The 13,205-nt window shown below is 56.3% G+C and carries 15 protein-coding genes; 7 read left to right on the top strand and 8 right to left on the bottom strand.

Annotated features, from left to right (window positions below):
- Nucleotides 1–55: 55 nt before the first annotated feature.
- A complete protein-coding gene (gene thsB / locus FPV09_RS01450) occupies nucleotides 56–1,708 on the bottom strand; it encodes a thermosome subunit beta (RefSeq protein WP_148882106.1) in 1,653 nt (550 codons plus the stop codon).
- A gap of 177 nt (nucleotides 1,709–1,885) precedes the next feature.
- On the opposite strand from thsB, the gene FPV09_RS01445 reads away from it, so the two are divergent.
- Nucleotides 1,886–2,554: a Kae1-associated kinase Bud32 gene (locus tag FPV09_RS01445; RefSeq protein WP_148883593.1), complete on the top strand. Its 669-nt coding sequence runs from the start codon at nucleotides 1,886–1,888 to the stop codon at nucleotides 2,552–2,554.
- A 138-nt stretch (nucleotides 2,555–2,692) separates the two neighbouring features.
- Here the strand turns inward: FPV09_RS01445 and FPV09_RS01440 are convergent, their stop codons facing one another.
- From FPV09_RS01440 to FPV09_RS01430, 3 genes are all read right to left on the bottom strand, one after another.
- Nucleotides 2,693–3,952 carry a methyl-accepting chemotaxis protein gene (locus tag FPV09_RS01440; RefSeq protein ID WP_148882105.1) on the bottom strand — a complete coding sequence of 420 codons (1,260 nt, stop codon included), beginning with the start codon at nucleotides 3,950–3,952 and terminating at the stop codon, nucleotides 2,693–2,695.
- A 140-nt stretch (nucleotides 3,953–4,092) separates the two neighbouring features.
- On the bottom strand, nucleotides 4,093–5,823 hold the full coding sequence (locus tag FPV09_RS01435) for a P-loop NTPase family protein (RefSeq protein ID WP_148882104.1): 1,731 nt from the start codon (nucleotides 5,821–5,823) through the stop codon (nucleotides 4,093–4,095).
- Nucleotides 5,824–5,902: 79 nt separating this feature from the next.
- Nucleotides 5,903–6,289 (bottom strand): DUF2095 family protein, encoded by a 387-nt coding sequence (locus FPV09_RS01430; protein WP_148882103.1) that lies wholly within the window; start codon nucleotides 6,287–6,289, stop codon nucleotides 5,903–5,905.
- Between the two features lie 63 nt (nucleotides 6,290–6,352).
- Here FPV09_RS01430 and FPV09_RS01425 point away from each other — a divergent pair, with 63 nt between their 5' ends.
- Nucleotides 6,353–6,796, top strand: coding sequence for a GIY-YIG nuclease family protein (locus FPV09_RS01425; RefSeq protein WP_148882102.1), 444 nt, complete (start codon nucleotides 6,353–6,355; stop codon nucleotides 6,794–6,796).
- Nucleotides 6,793–7,554: a geranylgeranylglyceryl/heptaprenylglyceryl phosphate synthase gene (locus tag FPV09_RS01420; RefSeq protein ID WP_148882101.1), complete on the top strand. Its 762-nt coding sequence runs from the start codon at nucleotides 6,793–6,795 to the stop codon at nucleotides 7,552–7,554. Before FPV09_RS01425 ends, FPV09_RS01420 begins: the two co-directional genes overlap by 4 nt.
- A gap of 3 nt (nucleotides 7,555–7,557) precedes the next feature.
- Here the strand turns inward: FPV09_RS01420 and FPV09_RS01415 are convergent, their stop codons facing one another.
- From FPV09_RS01415 to FPV09_RS01405, 3 genes are all read right to left on the bottom strand, one after another.
- Complete coding sequence (locus FPV09_RS01415) at nucleotides 7,558–7,797, bottom strand: hypothetical protein (RefSeq protein ID WP_148883592.1); 240 nt, start codon at nucleotides 7,795–7,797, stop codon at nucleotides 7,558–7,560.
- 108 nt (nucleotides 7,798–7,905) lie between these two features.
- On the bottom strand, nucleotides 7,906–8,631 hold the full coding sequence (locus FPV09_RS01410; protein WP_148882100.1) for an endonuclease III domain-containing protein: 726 nt from the start codon (nucleotides 8,629–8,631) through the stop codon (nucleotides 7,906–7,908).
- Nucleotides 8,597–9,028, bottom strand: coding sequence for a DUF6849 domain-containing protein (locus FPV09_RS01405; protein WP_148882099.1), 432 nt, complete (start codon nucleotides 9,026–9,028; stop codon nucleotides 8,597–8,599). The genes FPV09_RS01410 and FPV09_RS01405 overlap by 35 nt, the downstream gene beginning before the upstream one ends.
- 91 nt (nucleotides 9,029–9,119) lie before the next feature.
- On the opposite strand from FPV09_RS01405, the gene FPV09_RS01400 reads away from it, so the two are divergent.
- From FPV09_RS01400 to FPV09_RS01385, 4 genes are all read left to right on the top strand, one after another.
- Nucleotides 9,120–9,584 carry a PadR family transcriptional regulator gene (locus FPV09_RS01400; RefSeq protein ID WP_148883591.1) on the top strand — a complete coding sequence of 155 codons (465 nt, stop codon included), beginning with the start codon at nucleotides 9,120–9,122 and terminating at the stop codon, nucleotides 9,582–9,584.
- Nucleotides 9,571–10,554, top strand: coding sequence for an ATP-binding cassette domain-containing protein (locus FPV09_RS01395; RefSeq protein WP_148882098.1), 984 nt, complete (start codon nucleotides 9,571–9,573; stop codon nucleotides 10,552–10,554). The genes FPV09_RS01400 and FPV09_RS01395 overlap by 14 nt, the downstream gene beginning before the upstream one ends.
- A gap of 4 nt (nucleotides 10,555–10,558) precedes the next feature.
- Nucleotides 10,559–11,323 carry an ABC transporter permease gene (locus tag FPV09_RS01390; RefSeq protein WP_148882097.1) on the top strand — a complete coding sequence of 255 codons (765 nt, stop codon included), beginning with the start codon at nucleotides 10,559–10,561 and terminating at the stop codon, nucleotides 11,321–11,323.
- Between the two features lie 74 nt (nucleotides 11,324–11,397).
- Nucleotides 11,398–11,940: a hypothetical protein gene (locus tag FPV09_RS01385; protein ID WP_148882096.1), complete on the top strand. Its 543-nt coding sequence runs from the start codon at nucleotides 11,398–11,400 to the stop codon at nucleotides 11,938–11,940.
- On the opposite strand, the gene FPV09_RS01380 is transcribed toward FPV09_RS01385, so the two are convergent.
- On the bottom strand, nucleotides 11,937–13,172 hold the full coding sequence (locus FPV09_RS01380) for a phosphoglycerate kinase (RefSeq protein ID WP_148882095.1): 1,236 nt from the start codon (nucleotides 13,170–13,172) through the stop codon (nucleotides 11,937–11,939). The genes FPV09_RS01385 and FPV09_RS01380 overlap by 4 nt on opposite strands.
- Nucleotides 13,173–13,205: the final 33 nt, after the last annotated feature.

The following is a 13,205-nucleotide window of genomic DNA, read 5'->3' as shown; positions in this document are numbered from 1 at the left end:
CAAAATAAAACCTTGTTGGTACAAGATTGAGTATAAGGAAAGAGAATAGGGGGCATCACATGCCCATGTCCATGCCGCCCATTCCGCCCATACCACCGGGCATTCCACCCTGGCCGCCTTCGGGCTTGCTTATCTTGGCGGCGATGACGTCGTCGATCCTGAGGATCATTATGGCAGCCTCGCTGGCGCTCTTAATGGCCTGCTTCTTGACGCGGAGCGGCTCGATGATGCCCTTGGCGAGCATGTCGGCCGGCTCTCCCTCAAAGATGTCGATGCCTATGGCCCTGCCCCTGTTCTTGTGCTCGCTGATGACCTTGACGAGCATCTCGACGGTGTCGAGACCGGCGTTCTCGGCGAGGGTCTTCGGGATTATCTTGAGGGCCTCGGCGAAGTTCTCGATGGCAAGCGCCTCCTTGCCGCCAACCTGCTTGGCGTACTCGTCGAGCTTGATGCTGAGCTCTATCTCGCCAGCACCTCCGGCCGGAAGGACGTAGCCATCTTCCATGACGTCCTTGACAACCTTGATGGCGTCCTCAAGGGCGCGCTCAACCTCGTCGATGACGTGCTCGGTGCCGCCGCGGATGAGTATGGTGACGGCCTTCGGGTTCTTGCAGCCCTCGACGAAGATCATGCTCTCGCCGGCAATCTTGCGCTCCTCAACGAGGTCTGCATGTCCGAGGTCCTCGGCGGTGAGGTCCTTAACGTTGGTAACGACCTTAGCACCGGTGGCTTTCGCGAGCTTCTCCATGTCGCTCTTCTTGACGCGCCTGACGGCGAGGATTCCGTACTTGGCGAGGTAGTGCTGGGCGAGGTCGTCGATGCCCTTCTGGACGAAGAGAACGTTCGCACCGGTGGCGGCGATCTGGTCGACCATCTCCTTGAGCATCTTCTCCTCCTGCTCAAGGAAGCTCATGAGCTGGTCCGGGCTGGTGATGTTTATCTTCGCGTCGGTCTCGGTCTTCTTGACCTCGAGGGCCTCGTTGATGAGGGCGATCTTGGCACCCTCAACCCTCTTCGGCATCCTGGGGTGGACGCGCTCCTTGTCGATGACGACGCCGCGAACGAGCTCGCTCTCCTCGACGCTCTCGCCGGCCTTCTTCTCGATCTTGATGTTGTCGATGTCCACGGCGAACTTTCCGTCCTTCTTCTCGGCGACCTGCCTGACGGCATCAACGGCGAGTCTGGCGAAGAGCTCCTTGTGGCTCTCGGCGTTCTTGCCGGTGATCGAGGTCATGGCTATCCTCATGAGGGTCTCTTCGTCGTCCGGGGTGACCTCTATGGCGATGTCCTCGAGTATCTCCTGGGCCTTCTCGGCGGCCATGGTGTAACCCTTAACGATGATGCTGGGGTGGATGTTCTGGTCGAGGAGCTCCTCAGCCTTCCTGAGAAGCTCGCCAGCGATGACAACGGCGGTAGTGGTTCCATCACCGGCCTCCTTGTCCTGGGTCTTGGCAACCTCAACCATCATCTTCGCGGCTGGGTGCTGAAGGTCTATCCTGTCGAGAATCGTGGCTCCATCGTTGGTGACAACAACGTCACCGAGGCTGTCGACGAGCATCTTGTCCATGCCCTTCGGGCCGAGGGTCGTTCTAACAGTCTCCGCGATTATCCTCGCGGCGAGAATGTTGAGCCTCTGAGCATCCCTACCAACGTACCTCTGAGTCCCCTCAGGCAGAATAACAACCGGCTGTCCGCTAAGCTGTGCCATTTGACATTCCTCCTATCAGATTCCTTTTTGCAGAAACGCTTCGTCAGCACTGCATATAAGTTTTTGGGTCAAAAATTTCAATTAACGCGATAAATTTTGGAAAAATGACAAAAATTTCTCCTAGAAATGGGGGAAAGGCCTAAAACCCCAGCGCACAACTGGGAGCGGGTGGATGAGGTGAGGATGATAAAGCAGGGCGCGGAGGCCAAGATATACATCTCCGAATTCGGCGAGTATTTCGGGGCGGAACTCATTCCCGGCGAAACGGTAATCGTCAAGCACAGGATTCCAAAGCGCTACCGCATAAGGGAGATCGATGAGAAGCTGAGGAAGGAGAGAACGGTTAGAGAGGCGAGGGTTCTTCACCGGGCCAAAGAGTTCGGTGTGAACTGTCCCCACGTTTACGAGGTCAATCTGAGGGACATGGTAATTGCGATGGAGTTCATCGGCGGGGAGAGACTGAAGGAGCACCTCGAGGAGGTTCCAATGGAGGAAAGGCTTCTCCTCTGCCGCGAGATTGGAAGACAGATTGGAAAGCTTCACGAGGCGGGCATAGTGCACGGTGACCTGACGACCTCCAACATGATACTCCGGGAGGGAAAGGTTTACCTGATAGATTTTGGCCTGGCGGACTTTGACCCCACCCTGGAGGCCCAGGGCGTCGACCTGCACCTCCTCAAACGCGCCATGGAGAGCACCCACTACACCTGGTTCGAGAGGGGGTTTGAGGCGGTTCTGGAGGGCTACGCCGAGGTCAGGGGTGAGGAGAAGGCCGAGGAAATAAAGGCGAAGATAGAAGAAATCGAGAGCAGGGGAAGATACAGAGAGCGGAGCTGGGTGGACTGACCCACCATCGGTGGTCCTACAATATTTGGGTGTTTCCAGTCACTCGGAAGAACGTGCCTGGAACGACCCACTTAAGAACGAGAAAAGGGCGAGTTTTCGGGAGAAAAATGTAGGAGATGCAATCAAAAGATAGAAAAATCAGACCTTGAACTTGTTGGCAACTTCCACGAGCTCCTGCACGACCCGCTCAAAGTCGGTGATGGCCACCTTGACCTCCTCAAGTGCGGAGGTCTGCTCCTCCGCAGCGGCACTGACCTCTTCAGCCGCCGCGGTTGTCTCCTCTGCACTGGCGGCGAGGTTCTCCAGGAAGCGCAGGCCCTCGTCTATCTTTTCGCCCTCTTCGAGCACCTTGCTCTTGAGCTCGTTGGCCTTAACCTCCATCTCGGCCATCAGTTCGGCTATGTGGGTGAGGTACGAAACGCTCTCCTTGAGAACCTCCGTTGAGTTGGAGACAGTTTCCACGCTCTTGCCCGTGACCTCCACGCTCTCCTGTATCTTCTCCATAATCTGGCTCACAATGTTGCGTATGTCGTCGGCGGCGTTCTTGCTCTCCTCTGCGAGGTTTCTAATCTCCTCAGCGACGACGGCGAAGCCTTTTCCTGCCTCGCCGGCGCGGGCGGCTTCAATTGCCGCGTTTAACGCCAGGAGGTTGGTCTGCTCGGCAATGCCCGTGATAACGTTGGTGATGTTGGCGATGTTCTTACCCATCTCAGCGACGCCCTTGACGGTCTCCTCTATCATGAGCATCATATTCCTTATCTCCTCGATCTGGCCCACGGCCTCCTGTCCCTTCTGGCCACCCTCGCGGGCAAGGCTGACGACATCTCCCATGGAGCGCTCAAAGTCCTCCATGGTGCTTATGGTCTCCTTGCCTATCTCGTCGATGTAGCGCATGGTCTCCGTCATGTGGTTGATGTTCTCCTGCTCGCGCTGGGCCTCTATGCTCACCTGGTTGATAGCCTCGGCAACCTGCTGGATGGCCTCACTTATCTGCTCGACGTTTTCACGGACGAGCTGGCTGCGCTCTCCAACAACCCCCGTGGCCTCCTGAATCTCTATCACCATGTCCCTGAGGTTCCTGCGCATCTTCTCGATCGCGTGGTGGATATCCTCCAAGTGCCCCGTAAGTTCAACGTCCTCCACCGAGAGGTCGCCCTCAGCAATCCTGTCGAGTATGCGGACGATAGCGTCGATCTGTGCCTCTATCTCCCGCTTGTATTTCATAACATCGGGAGGTATTTCCTTCTCCTTCGTGACACTGCTCGTGATCGCAAATGCCACCAGTACCCCTACGGCACCTCCAACCAGTCCGGCCAGGGGGCCGAAGACTGCGGAAGGCACCAGCGTGAAGATAAATGCCACAACCGGGGACAGTATCACTGCGGTTTTCTTGTCCATGGACACCCCTCCGGGGAAAATAAGTCGCGGGGCTACTTAAATGTTTCTAATGTGTAGGAGTAATAACCTGACTTTCTACAGGTTTAGTAACCACCTACACAGGGACCTACACACTGCCGTCTCCAGGGAGCACGATGCGGTTAGGAACGTCCAAACGCCCTCAGAACCCTCTCGAAAATTTCCCGTTCCTTCCCGCGCTTTCTCCTCGCAAGGCTCTCGACTATCAGCTCTGGCGTGCTTCTGCCAAGTTTTCCAAAGACGGGTTGCCTGTCGACGATGAGGTTGAGCTTTTCGTCAAGGCCCCTGGCCTCTATCCCGTCGACCCTGGCAAAGGGAAGTTCCTTCCTCAGGTCCTCCCCAAGGTGAGACACGATAACAACGTAAAAGCCCTTCTCGTGGGCTATTTGGAGAAGCTCGCCGATTATCCTAACCGCCGCACCGGGTTCGGTTATAGCCTCAAACTCGTCTATGAGAATGAGCTTCCTGCCGGAGCCCTTAAGCGCCCTCACGAAGGAGCGCAGGGCCGTCTCAAAAGCACCGGCGCCGTAGGTACTCCTCTTCCTTCTGAAGAAGAACAGCTCATCGAGGGGCTCGACCCAGGCCTTCTCCGCCGGAACCGGAAGTCCCATATGGGTGAGAACCGTTATCTGGGTCATAAGTTCTAAAAGGCTGGTCTTTCCGCCGCTGTTGGCGCCTGTTAGTATGACCACTCTCTCATTGTGGATAACATCCGAGTCCGGGACGCCGAAGTTTTCGGGTTTTTCTCCCACGACGTAGCTCACAGGTTGCGGACTCTCGATGAAAAGGTGTCTCCCATTGATAAACGCGATTCCACCGTTCTGAAGTTCCGGGAAAGAGAAGCCCTCGGTGAATTCCTTGATGGCCTGAAGGAAATCGAGTTCGTTAACCCTGGCCAGCTCCTCCCGGAGAACGGGGAGCAGGGGACGCACATTCTCAAGGATTTCCCGGCTCTTGAGGTACAGCTCAACCTTAAGCTCTCTTTCCAGTTCCTCACGGAGCATTTCGACACTTTCCGGGGGAACCGCCACGGGATACAGTTCTTCCCGGGAGAAGAGCTCAACGGCAACACCGAGCTTCTCGCTCAGCTCGTCCTCAGCCTCATTGATCAGATCGAGGATTTCTCCCTCGACCTCGCCGAAGTGTCTGAATATTGCCTCGTAGTTCCCGGCTTTAAGCTCGCCGAGGAAGTCCAGCAGCTCCTTCCCGCTCAGAGTCAGGCTGAACTTTTCCAGTTTCTCGGATATCTTCTCGTTCAGCTCGCGCTCTTTCGCGGCTACCAGCTCCTCAAGACCGTCGAGGAGTTTCCGCTTTTTCATAACCTCCCCAAGCTCGTCCAGCTTTCGGAGGATTTCCGAGGCGACACTACCCTCGCCGGTTAGCTCGCCGATTCTGGCGAGGGCATTAAGAGTTTCCCGGTTCTCCCAGAGGGGCATGATGTAGAGCTCCGGCGCTATCTGGGAGGGGACAAGTTCAACGTCGATGCCGTAGCCAACCGTGCTGAGAACCAGAGAATAATCTTCGGAATCCTCCAGGCTCGTTGAGACCTCGCAGAGACCCAGGTTCAGTGCCCTTTCGAGCTCGCCCTCGTCAACTATCAGAATCCTGTCGTGGAGGTAGTCCCGGCGGAATTTGATTGGCCGGACCCTGGCAATCTGCCCCTTCAACTCCGGACGTACCCTCGGAAGGCTTCGGCGGAAATAAGTCTGCCTGCGGAGGATTTCCTCGCGATCGGAGGTGGGTTCAAACCTATCCAGCATGGAAGAACTCCCAGGGAGGACTAACCTCCTCCTTATCTCCTCCCGGATTGAGCGGTAGACCGCTTTGGCCTCGGGGTTCAGCTTGAGCGTCATCGCTTAGGGAATGTTTTAGGGGGCTAAAAAAGTTACCTTTTCCTCGGCAAAAACTCACCTCTGGTACCACTGGCGCGAATTATGTTTTCCTGTGCCGCTCGTACCAGCCCCACTCCTTCTTGGAACCGAAGGCCCGGACTCCCCTCTCGACCAAGGTTATCCTGAGCTCCTTGGCCATCTCGTGGGTTATCTCACCGCGCTCCTCCATCCAGTTTATTATCTCAAGCGCCTCGTCATCCGTACTGCATCTCCTGAGGAAATCGATAACCGTGGGGTTGTAGCCGGAGAAGTCCATCTCCTCCCTCTCGGCGGACTCCTCCCCCTCGCCGGTGCGGTAGGCCTCTATCGGAACGCCCTCCCCCTCGAGCTCCCTCGCAAGGGCCGGGAAGGTCTGTTCAAACTCCTCCCTCTCATATTCCTGCCATGCGAAGTCGTCCGCGGGTTTCTTCGTTTTCTTTTCGTCCATTCTTCACACCAGACTCGGTTTTGGGGCCAGGGGTTTATAAATGATGAGTAGAATCCACCCACCATGAGAGGGTCGTACTTTCTCGTCGTCCTGCTGGAAAACGATAAAACCGTCAGAACCAAGGGGCGGGAGTTCCATCTAAGGAAGGGCCACTACGTGTACGTCGGCTCGGCGATGAACTCCCTCGAAAAACGCGTTGCCCGGCATTTCAGCGAGAACAAGAGGCTCCACTGGCATATAGACTTCCTCCTGAAGGAGGCAAAGCTCCTGAGGGCGTATCTCATCCCCAGTGAGGAGCGGTTGGAGGAAAAGCTCTCGCTGGGGGTGGCAAAGTACGGGGAGCCCGTCGAGGGATTCGGCGCGGGGGACGTCAGGGTCAGCACCAACCTCTACCGCTTCGAAGGGGAACCCGATGGGGCTCTCACTGCCATTCTAAGCGGACTCGGGCTGGAGTGGAAAAGGGTTAAAAGCAGGGAGGAAGTTATAGGGTTCGGTGAGAGAAAATGAGACTCCAGCTCGGAAAGGTCGAGACGTACATTCACGAGAAGATTGAGACCGAAAAGCTTCACTTCGTTCTCCTTGATCCTGATGACGTGACGCCCGAGGAAGCCGCCAGGATAGCGAAGATGAGCGAGGAGATAGGGGTAGATGCCATAATGATAGGCGGCTCGACGGGGGCGGAGGGGGATGTCCTCGACGGCGTTGTGAGGGCGATAAAGGAGTCCTCCAGCCTGCCGACGATACTGTTCCCCGGCTCCCACGGGGGGATAAGCAGGTACGCCGATTCGATATTCTTCATGAGCCTGCTCAATTCGACCAACCCCTTCTTCATCACGGGCTCCCAGGCCCTGGGGGCGTTCACGGTCAAGCGCTACGGCATAGAACCGATACCAATGGCGTACCTCATAGTCGAGCCGGGAGAGACCGTCGGCTGGATCGGCGATGCCAAGCCCATCCCGCGCCACAAGCCCAAGATCGCCGCCGCCTACGCCCTGGCGGGCCAGTACCTTGGAATGCGCATGGTGTACCTCGAGGCCGGAAGCGGGGCGCCGCAGCCCGTTCCCCCCGAGATGATAGCGCTCGTGAAGCGCGTCATAGACGTCCCGCTCATCGTCGGCGGCGGCATAAGGAGTGCGGAGCAGGCGCGGGCGGCCGTGAGGGCCGGCGCCGACATAATCGTCACCGGAACCGCGATAGAAAAGGCCGGCTCTCTGGAGAAGGCCAGGGAAAAGCTGGTGGAGCTGAACAGGGGAATAAAGGGATGAGGCTCAGACCTCGGAGAGAACCTTGAACGTTATCTTTCCGTTCCTGACGATCTTTTTGAGGTCGGAGAGAAGCTTTGGAGCGTTGTCCTCGACCACTTCCATCTTAATTTCGCTTATGCCCTCAGCATCGGGCGGGAAGAAGTGAATGTCGCGAATCCTGCCCCTAACCGTGCCATACAAACGGCCCAGAATCTTTCCCCTTCCTTCGTAGGGCAATTTTATGTCGAGTTCAACAATTTGCATGCATATCACCGCTCTATTTTATGAAAGAAGGCCTATATAACCCTTTTCATGAACGGGAATTATCGGGCAGGTATGAAAATAGTCCTGGTAGTTATAAATATGGGAGCGTCATCGGCGCCCCTTTAAGTCCGCATCCGTCACCAGTCCCTTCGTGTAGGGACACAGCTCCCTCAGCGGGCAGGAATCGCATTTCGGCCTTATCGGGTTGCATATGCTCTTCCCGTGGTCCACCATCGCGTGGTTCACGTATATCCACTTCTCGTAGGGAATCAGCTCCGCAAGGTACTCCTCGACCTTCTCTGGAGGAACCCTCGGCGGAGCCAGGCCGAGGCGCTTGCTTATCCTGTTGACGTGGGTGTCAACGGGTATAGCCTGCCTGCCGAAGCCGTACGCGAGAACTATGTTGGCGCACTTCCTCCCGATTCCCGGGAGCTTCATGAGTTCCCTGATGTCGTCGGGAACCTTTCCGTCGTGTTCCTCTAGGATTATCTGTGAAGCCTTCACTATCCACTCGCCCTTGGTCTTCCAGAGGCCGACCCCGTTCTCCCGCAGGAAGCGCTGCATCTCCTCGACTGGTATATTTGCTATCGTCTCGATGTCGCGGTACTTCTCGAACAGCTCCTCCCAAACCCTGTACGTCACCTCGTCCCTCATGCGCTGTGAGATTATGCAGTGTACCAGCGTTCTGTAGGGGTCACCGATAAGGAGCTTCTCCCTCGGATGTGTCTCCATCAGAATCTCGACGATTTTCTCCGCACGCTTCTTCTTTTCCTCCCAGCTTTCATCGAAGGTGAACCTTTCAAGGCTTAACGAGCCTGATTTTGTTTTCCCCATAGATTATCACCACCGAGTTTTTGGAGACCCTAACTGCCTTTAGGTCATCGAACTCATCGCTATAAATCTTTTGCCCGTTGTGGTTCAGAATCAGAACCTCCCTCTCGAAGGCGATGACGAATCCCTTCTCAAAGGGGATTACCTCACTCACTGGCCCCTCGAACTCAAAATCAACGACTTCAACCTCGCCCTGCGAGAACTCTATCCTCGTGCTTTTGCCCACCTTCAGCGGCGAGGGCTCCGCCAGGACGACCTTGAAGCGAAGGGACTTTCCGAGGAGCTCGACTTCGATTTCCTCACCCGTTCTGAGTTCCTTCCCCATAAGCTTGCCCTTTATGACCTCGCTGAAATCGGCCGGCAGCTCGGCCTCGAAGAGGGGCTTTAGAACGGCCCTCATGGTATCACCCTGTTCTGCATGCATGGATGATAAGCGTTTCGAAGGGAAGGTTTATAAGGATGACATATCGAACGATATATCGGTGAAGCAAATGGAGCGCCCCAATTTTCGTGGTCACATGAAGGTACTTATCCTCGACCTCCTCCGGGAGCCGATGCACGGCTACGGGATAATGGCAGAGCTGGAAGAGAGATACGGCATGAAGCTGAGCGCGGGGACGGTCTATCCTATCCTCGCGTCCCTGCGGAGAAGCGGCCTGATTGAGGTGGCCAGCAAGGGTGAGAGGGAGAAAAAGACCTACGTGATCACCGAGAAGGGGCTGGACTACCTCGCGGAGCACGCTGAGGATCTCGCCGAGGCAAAGCGCAGAATGCGCGCCTACAAGGCGTTTCTTGAGCTGGGAGGCGACGAGCTTAGGACAGCCTTCAAGGAGCTCTTTGAGTCCGTGGACGAACTGACGGAGGAGCAGAGGGAGATGGTTAGGAGGCTCTTCACCGGCTGCGCGAGGGAGCTGAGGCTGATTCTTCTTGGAGGTGAAAGGTATGAACGCGATTGAGGTTGATAATCTCGTGAAGAAGTACGGAGACTTTGAAGCCGTTAGAGGGATATCGTTCAATGTGAGGCGGGGCGAGATATTTGCCTTTCTGGGCCCCAACGGGGCAGGAAAGACCACAACCGTCCACGTCCTCACGACACTGTTGAAGCCGACGGCCGGAAAGGCCATAGTTGCGGGCCACGACGTTGCAAGGGAACCAATAGCGGTTAGGAGGAAGATAGGGATAGTCTTTCAGGATCCGAGCGTTGATAGGGAACTTACCGCCTACGAGAACATGCTCATCCACGGCAGGATATACGGTCTGAGCGGAAATGAGCTGAAGGAGAAGATAGAACGCCTCCTCAAGTTCGTTGAGCTCTGGGAGTTCAAGGACAGGCCCGTTAAGTTCTTCTCCGGCGGAATGCAGAGGAGGCTTGAGATAGCGCGCTCCCTTCTCCACGAGCCTGAAATACTGTTCCTCGACGAGCCGACGATAGGCCTCGACCCGCAGACGAGGGCGCACATCTGGGACTACATAAGGGCCATGAAGGAGGAGCACAACATGACCATCTTCCTCACGACGCACTACATGGACGAGGCCGAGCAGTTAGCCGACAGGATAGCCATAATGGACCACGGTGAGATAATCGCGGAGGGCACCGCCGAGGAGCTCAAGAAACTCGTGGGCAGCGACATAATCTACCTGAAGCTCCAGGCAAGGGAGGAACTCAAGTGCCTCAAGGCGGATTTCATCAAAGGCTGCAAGATGCTCCCGGACGGGCGGATACGGCTCGACGTGGACAACGCTGCTGAGGCTCTGCCGGAGCTCTTTGAACTGGCGAAGGAAACCGGCGTCCGGATTCTCGAGGTCACCTACCACAGGCCCACCCTCAACGACGTCTTCCTGCACCTAACGGGCAGAGAAATCAGGGAGGAAGGCGGCGAGGGGAACGTGGCGAAAATGATAATGAGGGCCAGGATGAGGAGGTGATGGCATGCAGGTCTTTTTCACCATGATATACCGCGAGCTGAAGCGCTTTTCCCGCTCCCGTGCGAGGGTCATCGGAAGCCTCATCAACCCGCTCATCTGGCTCATATTCTTCGGAAAGGGCTGGAGCGGTGTCTTCAACAACCCCGCCGCGGCGTCCATCTTCGGCGGCGTTGACTACATGACCTACCTCGTGCCGGGAATAATAGCCATGACGGTCTTCAACATGAGCTTCATGCAGGGCATAACGCTCATCTGGGACAAGCAGTTCGGCTTCCTGAAGGAGATTCTCGTCGCCCCCGCGAGCAGAACAGAGGCCATACTCGGCAGAATCACCGGGGGAGCACTCATGGCCATGATACAGGGCGTCATAATCCTCGCGCTCAGCTTTTTCCTGGCCGACCTCAACGTGAGCGGAATCCTTCCCGCGCTTGGCATGAGCTTCCTCGTTGGAATTGCCATAGCAGGCATGGGAGTAGCGATAGCACTCAAGATGACCAGCATGGAAGGCTTCCAGATGATAGTGACCATGATAATGCTCCCCATGACCTTCCTCAGCGGTGCCTTCTACCCGACAAGCACGATGCCGGAGTGGATGCAGTGGCTGGCCAAGGTAAACCCGCTGACCTATGCGGTCGACGGTTCCAGGTATTACCTGGCCGGAGTCGAGCCGACCTTTGGAATCGTCACGGACTGGGTCGTGCTCATTGGTCTGGCGGCGCTGTTCGCCGGAATTGCCGCGCTTGGCTTCAGGAAGGCTACGATAGACTGAGAGACACACTCCGTTATTTCTCTTTTCAATCGAAATCTTTTTAATTTTCCAGGTTCTAAAAACCTCGATGCGGAATGGACAGGGTAGCCCTCTCAGTCATTCTGCTCCTGGTGGCAGTCCCGTACTTTGGCATCTATCCGGCTTGCCTCTTCAAAAATGGTCGGCTTTCAGGGAACTCGCTCATCGTTTACCTAACCTTCACCTTCTCCATGATTTTCCTGGCAGCCGGGGCCGTGCTTGACTCCCTGGCTCTCGTCCTTCTGTCGCTACTGGCCCTGGTGCTAACGGGGGTTCTGTCCCGTTTCTTCAGGAAAAACCTTGAGGAAGACGCCTATTCGGTTGAAGTTAATCCCCGGGAACCGTTGAAGCTCGTGTGGTTCTTCCGGCTCGACGCTTCCCTCTGGGTGTGGCTTGCCTACAGGATAGGCTCAACGAGGGCCGCTTTTCTGAACGTCCTCGTCACTTACGTTGCCGTTATTGGCGTCATTGCACTCCTGAACCACCTTTCCAACGGTCACTTTCCCCTGAAGTCCTTTTCCGTGGTTTACGCCATCGTCATGATCCTCCAGTTCAGAAAGGTGTATCAAAATCTCTACGAGAGAACGAAAAAGGATTAAACCGAGGCCCTTTCCCTGAACCTCTCGTAGCTTATCCTGAATGCCTCCAGGACGGGGAGCTTTTCACCGGCGAAGAAGCTCAGCATCGCGCCGCCTCCGGTGGAGACGTGGCTTATGCCGGTTATATTGTGCTGGTATATGCTCGCTATCGAGTGGCCGCCCCCGACTATGCTGAAGGCCGGGCTCTCCCCTATCGCCCTGAAGACGCCGACCGTACCTACCGCGAACTCCTCGCGCTCGAAGACGCCCATCGGTCCGTTGGCGACTATTATCTTCGCCTCCCTGAGCACCTCGCGGTACTTCTCAACGGTCCTCGAGCCTATGTCGAGTATCGGGTGTTCGTCGAACAGCCATTTCTCCTCGCTCAGCAGGTCAACCTCGACGCGCTCCCCCTTGTAATCAACGGCAAAATCAACGGGGGTTCTCACGTAGGGGTAGAACTCGTTGAGTATCTCCTCGGCCCAGTCCACCAGTTCGAGAAGGCCCTTTTTCTCCATAAACTCGAGGTTAGAGTCGCCAAGGTGGAAGCCCTTGGCGAGGGTGAACACGTGACCGACCAGCCCGCCGGTGAGTATAACCTCAGCCCTGCCGTTCCTCAGTACGTTCTCCGCCACGCGGAGGGAGTCGTCAACCTTCGCACCGCCGAGCACGTAGACCCTCGGCTTCTCCTGGGTCTCGTATGCCCTTGTGAGTGCCTGAACCTCCTTCTCCATGAGGAAACCCATTATCATGGGCTTCAGCCTTGCGAAGCCGACCAGGGAAGGCTGGGAGCGGTGGGTCGCCGCGAAGGCATCGTTCACGACGTAATCGATCAGGGGTGCGAGTTTTCTCACGAAAAACGTCTTCTCGCAATCTTCAATCGGCTTGTATTTGACCTCCTCCGCAGCAAAGCGGAGGTTCTCAAGGACGATGGCCTCGCCGGGCTTTAGGGCCCGTATCCTCTCGCGGGCATATTTTCCGAAGATGTCCTCAACGTACTCCACTTCCTGGCCGAGTAACCCGCTCAGTATCTCGGCGTGCCCCTCCGTGGTGATGTAGTCCCCCTTGTATGGCTTGCTCTGGTGCGTTCCTATGACTAGTTTGGCCCCGTGTTCGAGGAGGTATATTATCGTCGGGAGAACTGCCCTGAAGCGGGCGTCGCTGATTATCTTCCCGTCAGTGACCGGTGAATTTAGGTCTGCCCTCAGAAAGACGGTTTTTCCGTGATACTCAAAGTCGATGAGCCTGAACATTCCATCACCGCGTGGGTGTTAAATCGGCGGGGT

This window comes from Thermococcus aciditolerans, assembly GCF_008152015.1.
Classification (GTDB): domain Archaea; phylum Methanobacteriota_B; class Thermococci; order Thermococcales; family Thermococcaceae; genus Thermococcus; species Thermococcus celericrescens.
The sequence above is the reverse complement of the archived record's forward strand: the minus strand, read 5'-3'. Positions and strand labels throughout refer to the sequence as shown.

Coding starts and splice junctions, on each gene's coding strand:
- thsB (WP_148882106.1), bottom strand. CDS start 1,708: ATGGCACAGCTTAGCGGACAGCCGGTTGTTATTCTGCCTGAGGGGACT.
- FPV09_RS01440 (WP_148882105.1), bottom strand. CDS start 3,952: ATGGACAAGAAAACCGCAGTGATACTGTCCCCGGTTGTGGCATTTATC.
- FPV09_RS01435 (WP_148882104.1), bottom strand. CDS start 5,823: ATGACGCTCAAGCTGAACCCCGAGGCCAAAGCGGTCTACCGCTCAATC.
- FPV09_RS01430 (WP_148882103.1), bottom strand. CDS start 6,289: ATGGACGAAAAGAAAACGAAGAAACCCGCGGACGACTTCGCATGGCAG.
- FPV09_RS01425 (WP_148882102.1), top strand. CDS start 6,353: ATGAGAGGGTCGTACTTTCTCGTCGTCCTGCTGGAAAACGATAAAACC.
- FPV09_RS01420 (WP_148882101.1), top strand. CDS start 6,793: ATGAGACTCCAGCTCGGAAAGGTCGAGACGTACATTCACGAGAAGATT.
- FPV09_RS01415 (WP_148883592.1), bottom strand. CDS start 7,797: ATGCAAATTGTTGAACTCGACATAAAATTGCCCTACGAAGGAAGGGGA.
- FPV09_RS01410 (WP_148882100.1), bottom strand. CDS start 8,631: ATGGGGAAAACAAAATCAGGCTCGTTAAGCCTTGAAAGGTTCACCTTC.
- FPV09_RS01405 (WP_148882099.1), bottom strand. CDS start 9,028: ATGAGGGCCGTTCTAAAGCCCCTCTTCGAGGCCGAGCTGCCGGCCGAT.
- FPV09_RS01400 (WP_148883591.1), top strand. CDS start 9,120: ATGGAGCGCCCCAATTTTCGTGGTCACATGAAGGTACTTATCCTCGAC.
- FPV09_RS01395 (WP_148882098.1), top strand. CDS start 9,571: ATGAACGCGATTGAGGTTGATAATCTCGTGAAGAAGTACGGAGACTTT.
- FPV09_RS01390 (WP_148882097.1), top strand. CDS start 10,559: ATGCAGGTCTTTTTCACCATGATATACCGCGAGCTGAAGCGCTTTTCC.
- FPV09_RS01385 (WP_148882096.1), top strand. CDS start 11,398: ATGGACAGGGTAGCCCTCTCAGTCATTCTGCTCCTGGTGGCAGTCCCG.
- FPV09_RS01380 (WP_148882095.1), bottom strand. CDS start 13,172: ATGTTCAGGCTCATCGACTTTGAGTATCACGGAAAAACCGTCTTTCTG.